Source organism: Curtobacterium sp. 24E2, from assembly GCF_016925595.1.
Lineage (GTDB): Bacteria > Actinomycetota > Actinomycetes > Actinomycetales > Microbacteriaceae > Curtobacterium.
This window is the reverse complement of record NZ_CP068987.1, coordinates 3,494,258-3,507,258: the sequence shown is the minus strand read 5'-3', so window position 1 is coordinate 3,507,258 and position 13,001 is coordinate 3,494,258. Positions and strand designations below refer to the sequence as shown.

General features: G+C 69.6%; 11 protein-coding genes. 4 read left to right on the top strand and 7 right to left on the bottom strand.

What is annotated here, in order from left to right; translation table 11 throughout:
* Positions 1–10 precede the first annotated feature (10 nt).
* From JN350_RS17165 to JN350_RS17155, 3 genes are all read right to left on the bottom strand, one after another.
* Positions 11–823, bottom strand: a complete 813-nt coding sequence (locus JN350_RS17165) for an ABC transporter ATP-binding protein (protein WP_240347400.1) — start codon at positions 821–823, stop codon at positions 11–13.
* A 115-nt stretch (positions 824–938) separates the two neighbouring features.
* Complete coding sequence (locus JN350_RS17160; RefSeq protein ID WP_240347399.1) at positions 939–2,015, bottom strand: iron ABC transporter permease; 1,077 nt, start codon at positions 2,013–2,015, stop codon at positions 939–941.
* Positions 2,016–2,044: 29 nt separating this feature from the next.
* The gene (locus tag JN350_RS17155; protein WP_240347398.1) at positions 2,045–3,019 is read right to left on the bottom strand and encodes an iron ABC transporter permease; all 975 of its coding nucleotides are present in this window, start codon (positions 3,017–3,019) and stop codon (positions 2,045–2,047) included.
* A gap of 132 nt (positions 3,020–3,151) precedes the next feature.
* Here JN350_RS17155 and JN350_RS17150 point away from each other — a divergent pair, with 132 nt between their 5' ends.
* Positions 3,152–3,991, top strand: coding sequence for a siderophore-interacting protein (locus JN350_RS17150; protein WP_205462944.1), 840 nt, complete (start codon positions 3,152–3,154; stop codon positions 3,989–3,991).
* Here JN350_RS17150 and JN350_RS17145 read toward each other — a convergent pair.
* The 3 genes from JN350_RS17145 to JN350_RS17135 all read right to left on the bottom strand — a co-directional run bounded on the left by JN350_RS17145 (position 3,939) and on the right by JN350_RS17135 (position 7,311).
* The gene (locus JN350_RS17145) at positions 3,939–5,084 is read right to left on the bottom strand and encodes a carbohydrate ABC transporter permease (RefSeq protein ID WP_240347397.1); all 1,146 of its coding nucleotides are present in this window, start codon (positions 5,082–5,084) and stop codon (positions 3,939–3,941) included. The two genes, JN350_RS17150 and JN350_RS17145, sit on opposite strands and share 53 nt — an antisense overlap.
* Before the next feature lies 1 nt (position 5,085).
* Positions 5,086–6,057, bottom strand: coding sequence for a carbohydrate ABC transporter permease (locus tag JN350_RS17140; protein WP_111086244.1), 972 nt, complete (start codon positions 6,055–6,057; stop codon positions 5,086–5,088).
* A gap of 75 nt (positions 6,058–6,132) precedes the next feature.
* The gene (locus JN350_RS17135; protein WP_240347396.1) at positions 6,133–7,311 is read right to left on the bottom strand and encodes an extracellular solute-binding protein; all 1,179 of its coding nucleotides are present in this window, start codon (positions 7,309–7,311) and stop codon (positions 6,133–6,135) included.
* 486 nt (positions 7,312–7,797) lie between these two features.
* On the opposite strand from JN350_RS17135, the gene arfA reads away from it, so the two are divergent.
* Positions 7,798–9,303 (top strand): arabinosylfuranosidase ArfA, encoded by a 1,506-nt coding sequence (arfA, locus tag JN350_RS17130; protein ID WP_111086246.1) that lies wholly within the window; start codon positions 7,798–7,800, stop codon positions 9,301–9,303.
* Between the two features lie 450 nt (positions 9,304–9,753).
* Here the strand turns inward: arfA and JN350_RS17125 are convergent, their stop codons facing one another.
* Positions 9,754–10,749 (bottom strand): LacI family DNA-binding transcriptional regulator, encoded by a 996-nt coding sequence (locus JN350_RS17125; protein ID WP_205462943.1) that lies wholly within the window; start codon positions 10,747–10,749, stop codon positions 9,754–9,756.
* A 352-nt stretch (positions 10,750–11,101) separates the two neighbouring features.
* Here JN350_RS17125 and JN350_RS17120 point away from each other — a divergent pair, with 352 nt between their 5' ends.
* Together JN350_RS17120 and JN350_RS17115 are read left to right on the top strand one after the other, a co-directional pair.
* Positions 11,102–11,926 carry a carbohydrate ABC transporter permease gene (locus JN350_RS17120; protein WP_240347395.1) on the top strand — a complete coding sequence of 275 codons (825 nt, stop codon included), beginning with the start codon at positions 11,102–11,104 and terminating at the stop codon, positions 11,924–11,926.
* Positions 11,923–12,924, top strand: coding sequence for a carbohydrate ABC transporter permease (locus tag JN350_RS17115; RefSeq protein WP_200849170.1), 1,002 nt, complete (start codon positions 11,923–11,925; stop codon positions 12,922–12,924). Before JN350_RS17120 ends, JN350_RS17115 begins: the two co-directional genes overlap by 4 nt.
* The last annotated feature ends 77 nt before the right edge of the window (positions 12,925–13,001 follow it).

Sequence of the window (13,001 nt, the reverse complement as noted above, 5' to 3'; positions counted from 1 at the left end):
TTAGGAGAGGCTAACCTAAGTCTGTCGCGCCCGCCAGCACGGTGTCGCGTTCACGGTGCGCCGACGGGTCGTGCTCGTCGGCCTCGGGCACGATCATCGGGGCGCCGGTCACGGGGTCCGGGAACACGCGCGCGTGCAGCCCGAAGGCGCGCTCGAGCAACGCGGGGGTCAGCACTTCGTGCGGTGCGCCGTCGGCAGCGACGCCGCCGTCGTGCAGCACGACGAGCCGGTCGGAGAACCGAGCCGCGAGCGACAGGTCGTGCAGGACCATCACGATGGTGGAACCCTGCTCGCGGTTGAGTCGACGGACCAGGCGGAGGACCTCGAGCTGGTGTGCGAGGTCCAGGTAGGTCGTCGGTTCGTCGAGCAGCAAGGTGTCGGCCTGCTGCGCCACCACCAGGGCGATCCACGCACGCTGTCGCTGGCCACCCGACAGGCTCGCGACGTCGCGGTGGGCGACGTCGGTCAGCCCGGTCGCCGCGATGGCCCGCTCGGCGACGTCGGCGTCGTCCGCGGTCCACGGCTTCGCCCACGACTGGTGCGGGTTGCGGCCGCGCATCACCAGGTCGAGCACGCTGGTGCCGGCGGGTGCGACGGGTGACTGCGGCAGGATCGCGAGCTTCCGGGCGACCTGGCGGTTCGGTTCCTTGCGGATCGGGGCACCGTCGAGCAGGACCTCGCCGGACTGCGGCTTCAGCACCCGCCCGAAGGCCTTGAGCAGGGTCGACTTGCCGCAGCCGTTCGCGCCGAGGAACGTCGTCACGGTGCCGCGTTCGATGCGCAGGTCGAGGTGGGTCAGCACCGGGTGCCGGTCGTAGCCCACGGACAGGCCCCGTGCTTCGAGGACCGGGGTGGACGGCGGGATGGTGGACGCCGTCGTGCTGGACGGTGTCGTGCTGGACGGTGTCGTGCTGGACGGTGTCGTGCTGGACGGGGAGTCATCGGGACATCTCCTTGCGGTGACGGACGAGGAGCCAGATCAGGTACGGGGCGCCGATCACGGTCGTGATGATGCCGACGGGCACCTGCCACGGGAACGCCGATCGGGACAGCAGGTCCGCAGCGAGGACCAGCGCGGCGCCGAGCAGACCGGCGAGCAGCAGCGGTGGCCGGTTCGTCCCGGCCAGCCGGAGTCCGACCTGCGGGACCACGAACGCGACGAAGCCGACCGGTCCTGCGGCGGCGACGGCGGCGGCGGTGAGCACGACGGCCAGGGCGATCACGAGCAGACGGTGTCGCTGGACGGCGAGCCCCACTCCGGTCGCGACCTCGTCACCGAGCTGTCCGATGCCGAGCGCCGCACTCGTCGCCAGGGCGATCGGCACCGCGACCGCGGCGACGATCAGCAGGGGCCAGACGCTCGACCACGAGGTGCTCGACAGGCTGCCGACGAGCCACTGCGACGCAGCCGTGGCGATGGTGATCTTGGCGCGGACGAGCAGGTAGCTCGTCACGGCGTCGAGGGTCGCGCTCACGCCGATGCCGACCAGGATGAGCCGGTAGCTCTGCACCCCGCCGCGCCAGCCGAGCCCGTACACGACGGCGGCGGCGACGAGCGCACCGATCGTCGCGGCCACCGGGATCCCACCGCTGAGCACGATCGAGGACACCGAGTACGTGCCCCCACCGAGCACGATGGCCGCCACGGCGCCGACGCTCGCACCCGAGGTCACGCCGATGATGTCCGGGGTGCCGAGGGGGTTCCGTGTGAAGGTCTGGGTCAGCGCACCGGCGATGCCGAGGGTCAGTCCGACGAGCGCTCCGGTGAGGACGCGGGGCAGCCGGAGCGTGGTGATGATGAAGGCGTCCGGGCCGCTCTGGAGTCCGAGCAACGAGCGCACCACGGTGCCGGGCGCGATCCAGGTCGAGCCGATCGCGACACCGAGGACGACGAGCACCAGGACGAGACCGAGCGAGGCGGCCGTGTACCAGAACACCCGCGGGCGCCAGGCGAGGCCGATCGGACCGAAGCGGACACCGGCCCGGCCGGGCGCTCGGACGGCTGCGCCGGACATGGACGCGGATGCTCGTTCGGTCGTGCCGGTCACAGGGACACCAGCGATCGGCGGCGGGCGACGGCGACGAAGACGGGGCCGCCGATGACGGCCAGGACGATGCCGACCTCGACCTCGGAGAACCCACCGATCAGGCGTCCGACGACGTCGGCGAGCAGCACGAGCGCCGCACCGACGAGCCCGGAGACCGGCAGCGTCCACCGGTGCCCGGTGCCGACGAGAGCCCGGGCGACGTGCGGCACGGTCAGGCCGACGAACCCGATCGGGCCGGCGGCGGCGGTCGCTCCGGCTGCGAGCAACGTGATGGCCCCGAGCCCGACGAGCCGCGCGACGAGCACGTTCTCGCCCAGGCCCTTGGCCAGGTCCGAGCCGAGCCCGAGCGCGTCGAGGGCCCGGACGTTCAGGATCGCGAGCACGAGCCCGGCGACGAGGAACGGCCACACCGCGCCGAGGACGTCGAGCTGCCGTGCTGCGAGGGAACCGACGACCCACAGCCGGTACGCGTCGAGCGAGTCCTGGTCGGTCAGGACGACGAACGAGGTCAGCGCGCCCAACAGGGCCGAGACGGCAGCGCCGGCGAGGGCGAGGGGGACCGGGCTGGCCGTGCCGCTGCCTGCGATGGTCACCGAGAACACCACGACGCTCGCCACCAGCGCGCCGCCGAGTGCGAACCACACCGTCGCGCCGGTGCTCGTGACCCCGAACACGTAGACGCCGAGGACGACGGCGAGCCCGGCACCCGACGAGACCCCGAACAGTCCGGGGTCGGCGAGCGGGTTGCGCGTGTGCCCCTGCATCAGGAGGCCCGCGATCCCCAGGGCCGCACCGACCGCGGCACCGATGAGCGTGCGCGGGATCCGGGAGCCCCAGACGATCGCCTCGTCGGTGGTCGACCCGGTCCGGAACAGGCCGTCGAGCACCCGGTCGACGCCGATCCGGTTGCTGCCGAGGAGCATGCTCGCGACCGCGACCAGCACCAGCACGACGACCAGTGCGGCGATCACCAGGACGCGGCGACGGACTGCGGTGCGGTGGACGCCGAGTGCGGCGGACGCGTCGGCGACGCGGGCCTCCGAGACGGAAGCCAGGGCAGGGGAGGGGCTGGCACGGAGAACATCTTAGGTTAGCCTTGCCTCATGGCGAAGACTCCGCGGCTCCTGCCCGAGAATCCCCGGCTCTTCCGTGCTCGGGTCCTGCGCACCGAGCGCACGACGCCGTCGATGCAGCGTGTCACCGTCACCGGCGACGACCTGCACGAGTTCCCCTTCCTCGGCTTCGACCACTGGTTCCGCCTGTTCACCGGGCGTCCGGACCAGGACGCGTTCCGGATGCCGGACCTCGACGGCAAGAAGTGGTGGCCGACGTTCCTGGCCATCCCCGAGGACGTCCGCCCGCACTGCGCGAACTACACCGTCGCCGCGTTCCGCCCGATGCCCGACGGCACCGCCGAGATGGACATCGACTTCGTCGTGCACACCGACCCCGACGGCGAGCCCGAGGGCCGTGCCGCGATCTGGGCCTGCGGTGCCCGCCCCGGCGACCAGTTGGCGATGCTCGACCAGGGCTGCATCTTCGACTGCCCGGACGACACCAGCGAGATCGTGATCGCGGCCGAGGAGACCGGGCTGCCCGGCGTGCTCGGCATCGCCGCATCGCTGCCCCGGAACGCCGTCGGCCGCATCATCCAAGAGGTCCCCACCGCCGGCGACGTCCGCGAGATCGACGCGCCGGCCGGGGTCACGGTCACGTGGATCGTCCGCGACGAGGTCGACCACCACGCCGTCCCGGGCCGCGCCGCGCTCGCCGAACTGCAGCGGCACGTGCCCGTCGACGACCGCGGCTACGCCTTCGTGGTCGGCGAGTCGACCCTCGCCACCGAGGGCCGCCGGCACCTGCACCGTGCGGGTCTGCCGAAGGCGCGCATCACGTTCTCCGGCTTCTGGAAGCACGAGGCCAAGGAGTCCGTCTCCGCCTGAGCGGTGCCTGTTCCTTCCCATGGCGTGTGCGATGCCTAGTGCTTTCGGGCGTACCGTCACGGAACTTCTCACCAGGTACGCCCGTTTCCGCCAGGTACGCCTGGGACGCGACCACCACGATGGACGGGAGGCCCGGTGCCAGCTGGCACCGGGCCTCCCGTCCGCTGTGGGGTGGCGTCAGCCCTTGAGGCCGGAACCCGTCACGCCCTCCACGATCTGCCGCTGGAAGATCAGGTAGAGGATGATCAGCGGCAGCGCCGCCAGGATCGCTCCGGCCTGGATGTCCGCGTAGCGCTGACCAGAAGCTGCCCTGGACCGTGGCGAGCCCGACCGGGATCGTCATGAGGTCCGGGTTCGACAGCACGAACAGCGGCAGCAGCAGGTTGTTCCAGACACCGACGAACGTCAGGATCGTCACCGCGGCGATCACCGGACGCGACAGCGGCAGGATGACCGACCAGTAGATCTTCCAGATGTTGGCACCGTCGATGCGTGCCGCTTCCTCCAGCTCCTTCGGGATCCCGTCGAAGAACTGCTTGAAGATGAACACCGCGATCACGGCGGGCACCTGCGGGAAGATGACCGACCAGTAGGTGTTCAGCAGGCCGACGGCGTTGAGCTCCTGGAAGATCGGGATGATCAGGACCTGCGTCGGGATCATGATCCCGAGGATGATGAGCAGGAACGCGATGTTCCGACCGCGGAACACCAGGCGGGACAGCGCGAACGCCGCCATCGAGGCGAACATGACCGTCAGGACGGCCGTGATGACGCTCGTGATGGCGCTGGCGAGGTACCAGTTCCAGATGTCGCCGGCCTGGAACAGCGACGCGTAGGAGTGCAGCGTCGGGTTCCAGTTCGACAGGATCGAGTTCGCGCCGAGGGCGGCGACGCCGTTGTCGGACAGCGACGTCTTCAGTGCGAACAGGCTGGGGATGAGCCAGATGATCGCGAAGACGATCAGGATGATCCCGGCGACCAGGTTGAAGCCCTTGCCGGAGACGCCGATCTTGGCGGCGTTCGCGGGGGCGGCGGCCGAGACGCCGGTGCGGAGCTTGGCGCGGCCGGTGGTGATGCTCTCGGTGGCGGTCATGTCAGGCCCCGATCTCTCGCTTGGCGGCAGCGCGCTCGACGAGCTGCCGGATGACCGCGATCGCGACGATCACGATGAACAGGAGCACCGACGCTGCCGAGGCGGCACCGAGTCGGTTGTCGGTGAAGCCGACGCCCGTGATGAGCTGCAGCGAGACCTGGGTGGAGATGCCCGGTCCGCCGTTCGTCATCAGGTACACCTGGTCGAAGATCTTCAGGCTCGCGATGATCTGCAACAGGATGACCAGCGTCGTGGTGCGGCCGAGCAGCGGCAGCGTGATCGACTTGATCTGCTGCCAGTTCGACGCACCGTCGACGGCGGCCGCTTCGTACAGTTCGCGCGGGATCTCCTGCAGACCGGCCAGGTAGAGCACGAAGTTGAAGCCGAGGGTCCACCAGACGGTGGCGATCGCGACACCGATCATCGCGGTGTTCGGGCTGGACAGCATGCCGGAGCCCGGGGTGAGGCCGATGGCCGACTGCATGCTCGCCCACAGGCCGGTCGCCGGCGTGAAGATGAACACCCAGATGAGCGAGATCGTCGCCGACGGCAGGATGAAGGGCAGGAAGAACGCCAGTCGGAAGAACCACTGGCCGCGGTTCATCCGGTTCGTCAGCACGGCGAAGACGAACGCCAGGATGACGAGCGGCGGCGTCGTGTACAGCGTGAACTGCAGCGTGTGCCAGAGCGACGACCAGAAGTCGGAGCGTCCGAGCATCTCGGCGTAGTTCGCGAACCCGGCGAAGCTGCCGAGGCCCGTGCGGACGGTCGAGGTGTTGAAGAAGCTCGAGACGATCATCCAGACCGTCGGGCCGAGCAGGAACGCCGCGTAGAACAGGCCGAACGGGGCGAGGAAGAGCCAGCCGCTGCGGCCCTGGCCACGGGTGAGGCTGGTGCCGTAGGTGCGGTTCCGGCGCGGACGCGACGCGGTGGCCGCATCCGTGGGCCGGTCGAGGACAGGTGCTGTGGTCACGTCATCGTGCCTTTCGCGCGGTGTTCACGGCGTTCACGTGCCGGGCAGGTGCATGCCCGGTGGTCGCGTGCCCGGTCACAGGGGGCTCGGGGTGTTCAGGTAGGTCGCGAGCTGCGACTTGATGGCACTGAGCGCCTGTGCGGGCGACGAGCTGCCCTGCTGCACGAGTGCCAGCTGGGCGCCGACGGTGCCCTCGAAGGTCGAACCGGAGCCGCCGTACCAGGCGGGGTCGTCGAACACGGCGGTCTCGGCTGCGGCCGCGTAGTTCGACTGGGGCTTGAGCTCCTTGTAGGCGCTGCTGTCGAAGGTCGGGATGTAGGCGGGGACGTGCCCGCCCTCGGCCCAGGTCAGGCTCTGCTCGAGCATCTGCTTGATGAACAGCATGTGCTGCTTGCGCTGCTCGGGCGTGCGGTCCTTCTTCGGCAGCACGAAGGTGTGCGAGTCCGCCTGCGTCGCGGGCTTGTCGTACAGCTGCGGGATCGGGGCCATGCCGAACTTCAGTCCCTTGATGGACTGCGCCGTGCTGATCTCCCACTCACCCTGCATGAAGAAGCCGGCCTTGCCGTCGAACATCAGGGACTGCGCCGTGGCGTAGTCGAGCGCCTTGTTCATCCAGCCCTGCTTGACCCACTTCTGGGTTCGGCTGGTGACCTCGTTGTAGGCGTCCTCGTTGACGGTGAGCTTCGCGCCGCCGTCGCTGATGAAGGGGGTCGCGTCGTTGATCTGGTTGTACATCGTCCAGAAGAAGCGCCACGGGGTGGCGGTCTCCGGCACGACGTTGGCGACGTTGAGCGCGGTGCCGCCGGTGACCTTCGCGACCGCGGCGAGGGCGCTCTCGAACGTGTCCATGCCGGACAGGTCCTTGAGGTTGCCGTCGCTGTCGAGCAGGCCCGCCTTCTTGCACACGTCAACGTTGTAGAAGAGCACGAAGGGGTGGGTGTCGAGCGGGATCGCGATGTTGTTGCCATCGGTCTTCTGCGCCGTCCACGCCTTCTGGTTGAAGTCGGCGGCGCTGAGGCCGACGCTCGCCAGGTCCTCGGACGTGATCGGGTCGAGCAGGTCGCCGTCCCACAGCGGCTTCGCCCGGGTCAGGTGGGCGACCGCGACGTCCGGCGGCTTGTTCCCGACGGTGGCCAGTGTCAGCTCTCGAGTAGTACGGGTTGCCCCACGCGAACGTGGTGGCCTGCAGCGAGCTCGATCCGCCGTGCTGCTTCGCGTAGCCGTCCTCCATCGCCTGCATGCGGAGGCCGTCACCGCCGCCGAAGAGGTTCCAGAAGACGAGCGTCTCGGGGTTGAGTGCACTGCCGGCCAGGCCGGCTGCGATCGGGCTCGAGCACGCGGCGAGCGGCAGGACCGTCGCGGCCGCCGCTCCCGCGGCGAGGAAGCCGCGGCGCGAGAGGCGCGACGCGGGTGTTGCTGGGCGGTTCGGCATGGCATCACTCCATCGGGATGGGCCGGGCTCGGGAGCAGGGTCGGTGCTCCCGCCGGAGCATCGCTGCTCCGTTCGCGGAACACTGCTGCTCCGTGCACGAGAGCCGTGGGTCGGTGCTCCGTGAGCGCTCACATTAGCGCTCGCGAAGATCATCCGCCACCCCTTTCGCGTCGCCGTGGAACCCGGTAGCGTTTCGGTCAGGTGAGCGCTCACTTTCGTGACGGACCGCTTCGCTACCCCTGGCGCCGGACCGAGTACGCACACCGCACGACCCGCAGTACCCGCTCTCGCACGATCGAAGGAGATCCATGCCCCGCACACACCTCGTCCTCGACGCCGCGTTCACCGTGGGGCCGGTGCGACGTCGCCTGTTCGGCGGGTTCGTCGAGCACCTCGGCCGCCACGTCTACGACGGCATCCACGAGCCCGCGCACGAGACCGCCGACGAGCACGGCTTCCGCAAGGACGTCGTCGAGCTCGTCAAGGAACTCGGCGTCTCCGCCATCCGCTACCCCGGCGGCAACTTCGTCTCCGGCTACAAGTGGGAGGACGGCGTCGGCCCCGTCGAGCAGCGCCCGAAGCGTCTCGACCTGGCCTGGCACTCGACCGAGACCAACGAGGTCGGCCTGCACGAGTTCCAGCACTGGCTCGACCAGGTCGGTTCGGAGCTCATGCTCGCCGTGAACCTCGGCACGCGTGGCACCGCCGAGGCGATCGAGCTGCTCGAGTACGCGAACATCGACGCCGGCACCGCACTGTCCGAGTACCGCAAGTCCAACGGCCGCCAGGAGCCCTTCGCCATCAAGATGTGGTGCCTCGGCAACGAGATGGACGGCCCGTGGCAGCTCGGCCACAAGAACGCCGAGGACTACGGCAAGCTCGCCGCCATGACCGCGAAGGCCATGCGCCAGATCCAGCCCGACCTCGAGCTGGTCGCCTGCGGTTCGTCCGGAGCGTCGATGCCGACGTTCGGCGAGTGGGAGCGCACCGTCCTCGAGCACACCTACGACGACGTGGACTACATCTCGGCGCACGCCTACTACGAAGAGGGCGACGACCTGCCGTCGTTCCTCGCCGCCGGCGTCAACATGGACCACTTCATCAAGACGGTCACCACCGCCGCCGACCACGTGCAGGCGCAGAAGAAGTCCGACAAGCGCATCGACATCTCGTTCGACGAGTGGAACGTCTGGTCCATCACCAAGTGGAACGAGATGCAGAAGGAGTTCACGCTCCAGGACTGGCCCGTCGCTCCGCGTCTGCTCGAGGACGTCTACACCGTCGCCGACGCCGTCGTCGTGGGTGGACTGCTCATCTCGCTGCTCCGCCACGCGGACCGGGTCGCCTCGGCCTCGCTCGCGCAGCTCGTCAACGTCATCGGCCCGATCATGACCGAGCCCGGCGGCCCGGCCTGGCGCCAGACGACGTTCTTCCCGTTCTCGGTGACGTCGCGCCTGGCGAACGGTACGTCGCTGCAGGTCAAGTCCTCGGGTGACACCGTCGACGGCGGCAAGTACGGCGAGGTGCCGGTCGTGGACTCGGCCGCCACCGTGACCGAGGACGGCAAGGCGGCGGTCTTCCTCATCAACCGCCACCCGTCCGAGTCGACCACCGTCACGATCGACCTCGCGGGCCTGGCGGCCTCGGGCGACGTCCGCGCCGAGGGCGTCTGGGACGACGACATCCACGCCGTGAACGACCTGTCGTCCACCGAGCGCGTCGGGCTCCGCACGAACGAGACGGTGAGCCGCGACGGCGACACCATCACGATCGAGCTGCCGCCCGTGTCCTGGACCGCCGTGTCGATCGGCTGAGACGCCTCGGCGTGCGCTGCGGCGGGCGTCGAGTGAGCACAGAGGACGTCGGGCGCTCGCGCCCGACGTCCTCTGCTCGTTCGTGCGCTGGCGTGCGGCGGGTCGCGTGTCGGTCTGGTCTCATCCGGTCCGGTCCGGTCCGGTCCGCGAAAGCGACAGTCTCCCGGCATGCCGCGGCGTCCGGTCTGCGAAAGCGACAGTTCTCGGCGAATGGTTGGCGGCACACTGTCGCTTTCGCAGGTGTGCCCCGGGCGGCGGACGGGAGGCCCGTGGCGGGGTGGCACCGGGCCTCCCGTCCGCCTGTTGGTCGCGAAAGCGACAGATGTGCGGCCGGCTGCGCCGTCCGGTCCGCGAAAGCGACAGTTCTCGGCGAATGGTTGGCGGCACATTGTCGCTTTCGCGAACCGGGGCACGAGCCGGGGCACGAACCGGGGTCAGCGCGTCAGCGCGTCAGCGCGCGGGCGCGGGCGGGGGCGCGGTGCTCGCTCGCTCCACCAGGCGCACGGGCACCAGGTCGGGGGCGGAGGACACGGACTCGCCGTCGATCTGGGCGAGCAGGTTCGCGACGGCTCGGCGCCCGACCTCGTCGAAGGACTGGTGCACGGTGGTGAGCGGCGGCCAGAAGGAGTCGGACTCGGGGGAGTCGTCGAACCCCACCACGCTGAGCGACGACGGTACGGACCGCCCGAACTCGTGCGCGGCGCGGAGCACCCCGAGCGCGGTCTGGTCGTTGGCGGCGAACACGGCGGTGATGTCCGGGCGCGCGGCGATCTCGAGCCCGGCCGAGTAGCCGTGCTCGGTCGTCCACCCGCCGTGGAACACCGGCGGGACGTGCCGCCCGGCGCGCGACAGGGTGTCCTGCCACGCGGCCAACCGGCGTGCGGCGGAGTACGACGATGTCGGTCCGGCGACGTGCCAGACGGTCTCGTGGCCGAGGTCGAGCAGGTGCTGGGTGGCCTGGCGCGCACCGTCGGTCTGGTCGGTGTCGATCGCCGGGTGGTCGGTGCTGCCGGTGGAGTCGATGACGACCATGGGCACGCCGTCGGGCAGCACCACCTCGGCCGTGTCGATGATGTGCGACTCGATGATGATGACGACGCCGTCGACCGCCTGTTCGTGCAGCCGGGAGAACGCGGAGCGCACGCCTTCTTCGGTGCGCGAGGCCATCGGCAGCAGCGTGATCGTGAAGTCGGCGGCACCGGCGGCGTCGGCGATCGCCTCGAGCGTGCGCATGTTGCCGAAGGAGGCGAGCGTGAACATGATCACGCCGATGGTGCGGAAGCGCCCCGATCGCAGGGCCCGTGCGGCACGGTTCGGCCGGTAACCCAGGGTGTCCATCGCGCGCTGGACCCGGTCGCGGGTGTCCGGGCTGACGTTGTCGAACCCGCGGGCGACGCGCGAGACGGTCTGCATCGAGACCCCGGCGGCGTCGGCGACGGCGGCCATCGAGGGGAGCGGCGGGTGCCGGCGGGGACTCGGTCGTCATCGGCTCGAGCTCCTTCCGTTGCGGGATCACGCAGTCTGCGTTCCCGGACGCTAGCGCATGTTGACGTTGCCATGCTATCGTCGCGACGTTCGATGTTGACGTCAACATCGGTGACCGCCCCGGACCTCTGATCCGTTCAGGGCTGCGACGCCGACATCGACCACCCGAACGCAGCAGACGAAGGAGTCACATGAGCACGCTCGCAGCGCGGCCCGGCGAGGCAGCCGCAGCGCAGCCGGCAGCCCCCGCCCGGCAGGTCGCCGGACCAAGGCGCGGGGGCGCTACACCGGCTGGCTGTTCGTCGGGCCCTTCGTGGTCGTCCTGATCGCCATGCTCATCGTCCCGATCGGCTACGCCCTCTGGCTCAGCCTGTTCCGCGACCAGCTCATCGGCGGCAACCAGTTCGTCTGGTTCGCCAACTACGTCCAGCTCTTCCAGGACGCCAAGTTCTGGTCCGGCTTCGGTCGGGTCGCGATCTTCCTGGTCGTCCAGGTGCCGATCATGCTCGGGCTCGCACTCGTCGCCGCCCTCGCACTCGACAGCGCACGGCTCTGGGGCACGAGCTTCTTCCGCATCGCGGTGTTCCTGCCCTACGCCGTCCCCGGTGTCGTCGCGGCCCTGATCTGGGGCTTCATCTACGGTAACCAGTTCGGCCTGACCGGTGCGGCGAACGACGCGCTCGGCATCGACCTGCTGCAGCCGTTCAGCCCCAGCTGGGTGCTGACCTCCATCGGCAACGTGGTCACGTGGGAGTTCCTCGGCTACAACATGCTGATCTTCTACGCCGCACTCCGCACGGTCCCCGGTGAGCTGTACGAGGCCGCCGAGCTCGACGGCGCCGGCCCCCTGCGCACGGTCTTCTCGATCAAGCTCCCGGCCCTGCGCGGCCCGATGGTCATCGCCACGATCTTCTCGATCATCGGCAGCTTCCAGCTCTTCAACGAGCCGAACCTGCTGAAGACCCTGGCCCCGAACGTCATCGGCAGCGCCTTCACCCCGAACATGTACGCCTACTCGCTGTCCTTCAGCGGCCAGCAGTTCAACTACTCCGCCACCGTCGCGATCGTGATGGGCGTGATCACCGCGGTGATCGCCTACGTCGTCCAGGTCCGCGGAACCCGCCAGGAGAACCGATGAGCACCATCCAGCACCCCGCGACCGGCGCCGCCGGGCCGGCCACGGTCACCGAGGCGACCACGACGCAGCGCGACCCGCGCACCCGCTCGACCCGCGCCTCCCGGAAGGCCGAGCGGAAGGCCGAGCGGAAGGCCGAGCAGCACGTCGACGGACGCAAGCCGAAGCGTTCCGGCCTGCTGACCGCGGTCATGGTCGTCTTCGTCGTCTACTCGTTCGCGCCGCTGTTCTACCTGCTCGTGAACAGCACGAAGACGCAGGCGTCGCTGCTCTCCACGTTCGGGCTCTGGTTCGGCGGGGACTTCAACCTCTGGCAGAACATCGTCGACACCGTCACGTACAACGACGGCATCTTCCTGCAGTGGTTCGGCAACACGCTGCTCTACGTGGTCGTCGGTGCCGGTGGCGCCACCCTGCTCGCGACCGTCGCGGGCTACGGCATGGCGAAGTTCCAGTTCCCCGGACGCCGGGCGGTGTTCGCCATCGTGCTCGGTGCCATCGCGGTCCCCGGTACGGCCCTGGCGGTCCCGACCTTCCTGCTCTTCTCGCAGGTCGGCCTGACCAACACCCCGTGGTCGATCATCCTGCCGTCGCTCATCAGCCCGTTCGGCATGTACCTGATCTGGACCTACGCGGTCGACGCGATCCCCGCCGAACTCCTCGAGGCCGCCCGCATGGACGGCGCCGGCGAGTTCCGGATCTTCTTCACCATCGCGCTCCGCCTGCTCGCTCCCGGTGTCGTCACCGTCCTGCTCTTCGCGGTCGTCGCCACCTGGAACAACTACTTCCTGCCGCTCATCATGCTGAGCGACCCGAAGTGGTACCCCCTGACGGTCGGCCTGAACCAGTGGAACGCCCAGGCCACCGGCTCCGGTGCGCAGCCGATCTACAACCTCGTCGTCACGGGATCGCTCCTCACGATCATCCCGATCGTGGTCGCGTTCCTCTTCCTCCAGCGCTTCTGGCAGTCCGGCCTCGCGGCCGGCTCCGTCAAGGCCTGATCCGTCGGACGGGAGGCCCGTGGCGACCCCGCCCCGCGACCTCCGGTCCGGCACACAGCAGCACGACCCCCTCTCCA

Excerpts from the sequence above, each read along its gene's own strand:
- JN350_RS17160 (WP_240347399.1), bottom strand. The coding sequence starts at position 2,015 with ATGTCCGGCGCAGCCGTCCGAGCGCCCGGCCGGGCCGGTGTCCGCTTC.
- JN350_RS17150 (WP_205462944.1), top strand. The coding sequence starts at position 3,152 with ATGGCGAAGACTCCGCGGCTCCTGCCCGAGAATCCCCGGCTCTTCCGT.
- JN350_RS17145 (WP_240347397.1), bottom strand. The coding sequence starts at position 5,084 with ATGACCGCCACCGAGAGCATCACCACCGGCCGCGCCAAGCTCCGCACC.
- arfA (WP_111086246.1), top strand. The coding sequence starts at position 7,798 with ATGCCCCGCACACACCTCGTCCTCGACGCCGCGTTCACCGTGGGGCCG.
- JN350_RS17125 (WP_205462943.1), bottom strand. The coding sequence starts at position 10,749 with ATGGCCGCCGTCGCCGACGCCGCCGGGGTCTCGATGCAGACCGTCTCG.
- JN350_RS17115 (WP_200849170.1), top strand. The coding sequence starts at position 11,923 with ATGAGCACCATCCAGCACCCCGCGACCGGCGCCGCCGGGCCGGCCACG.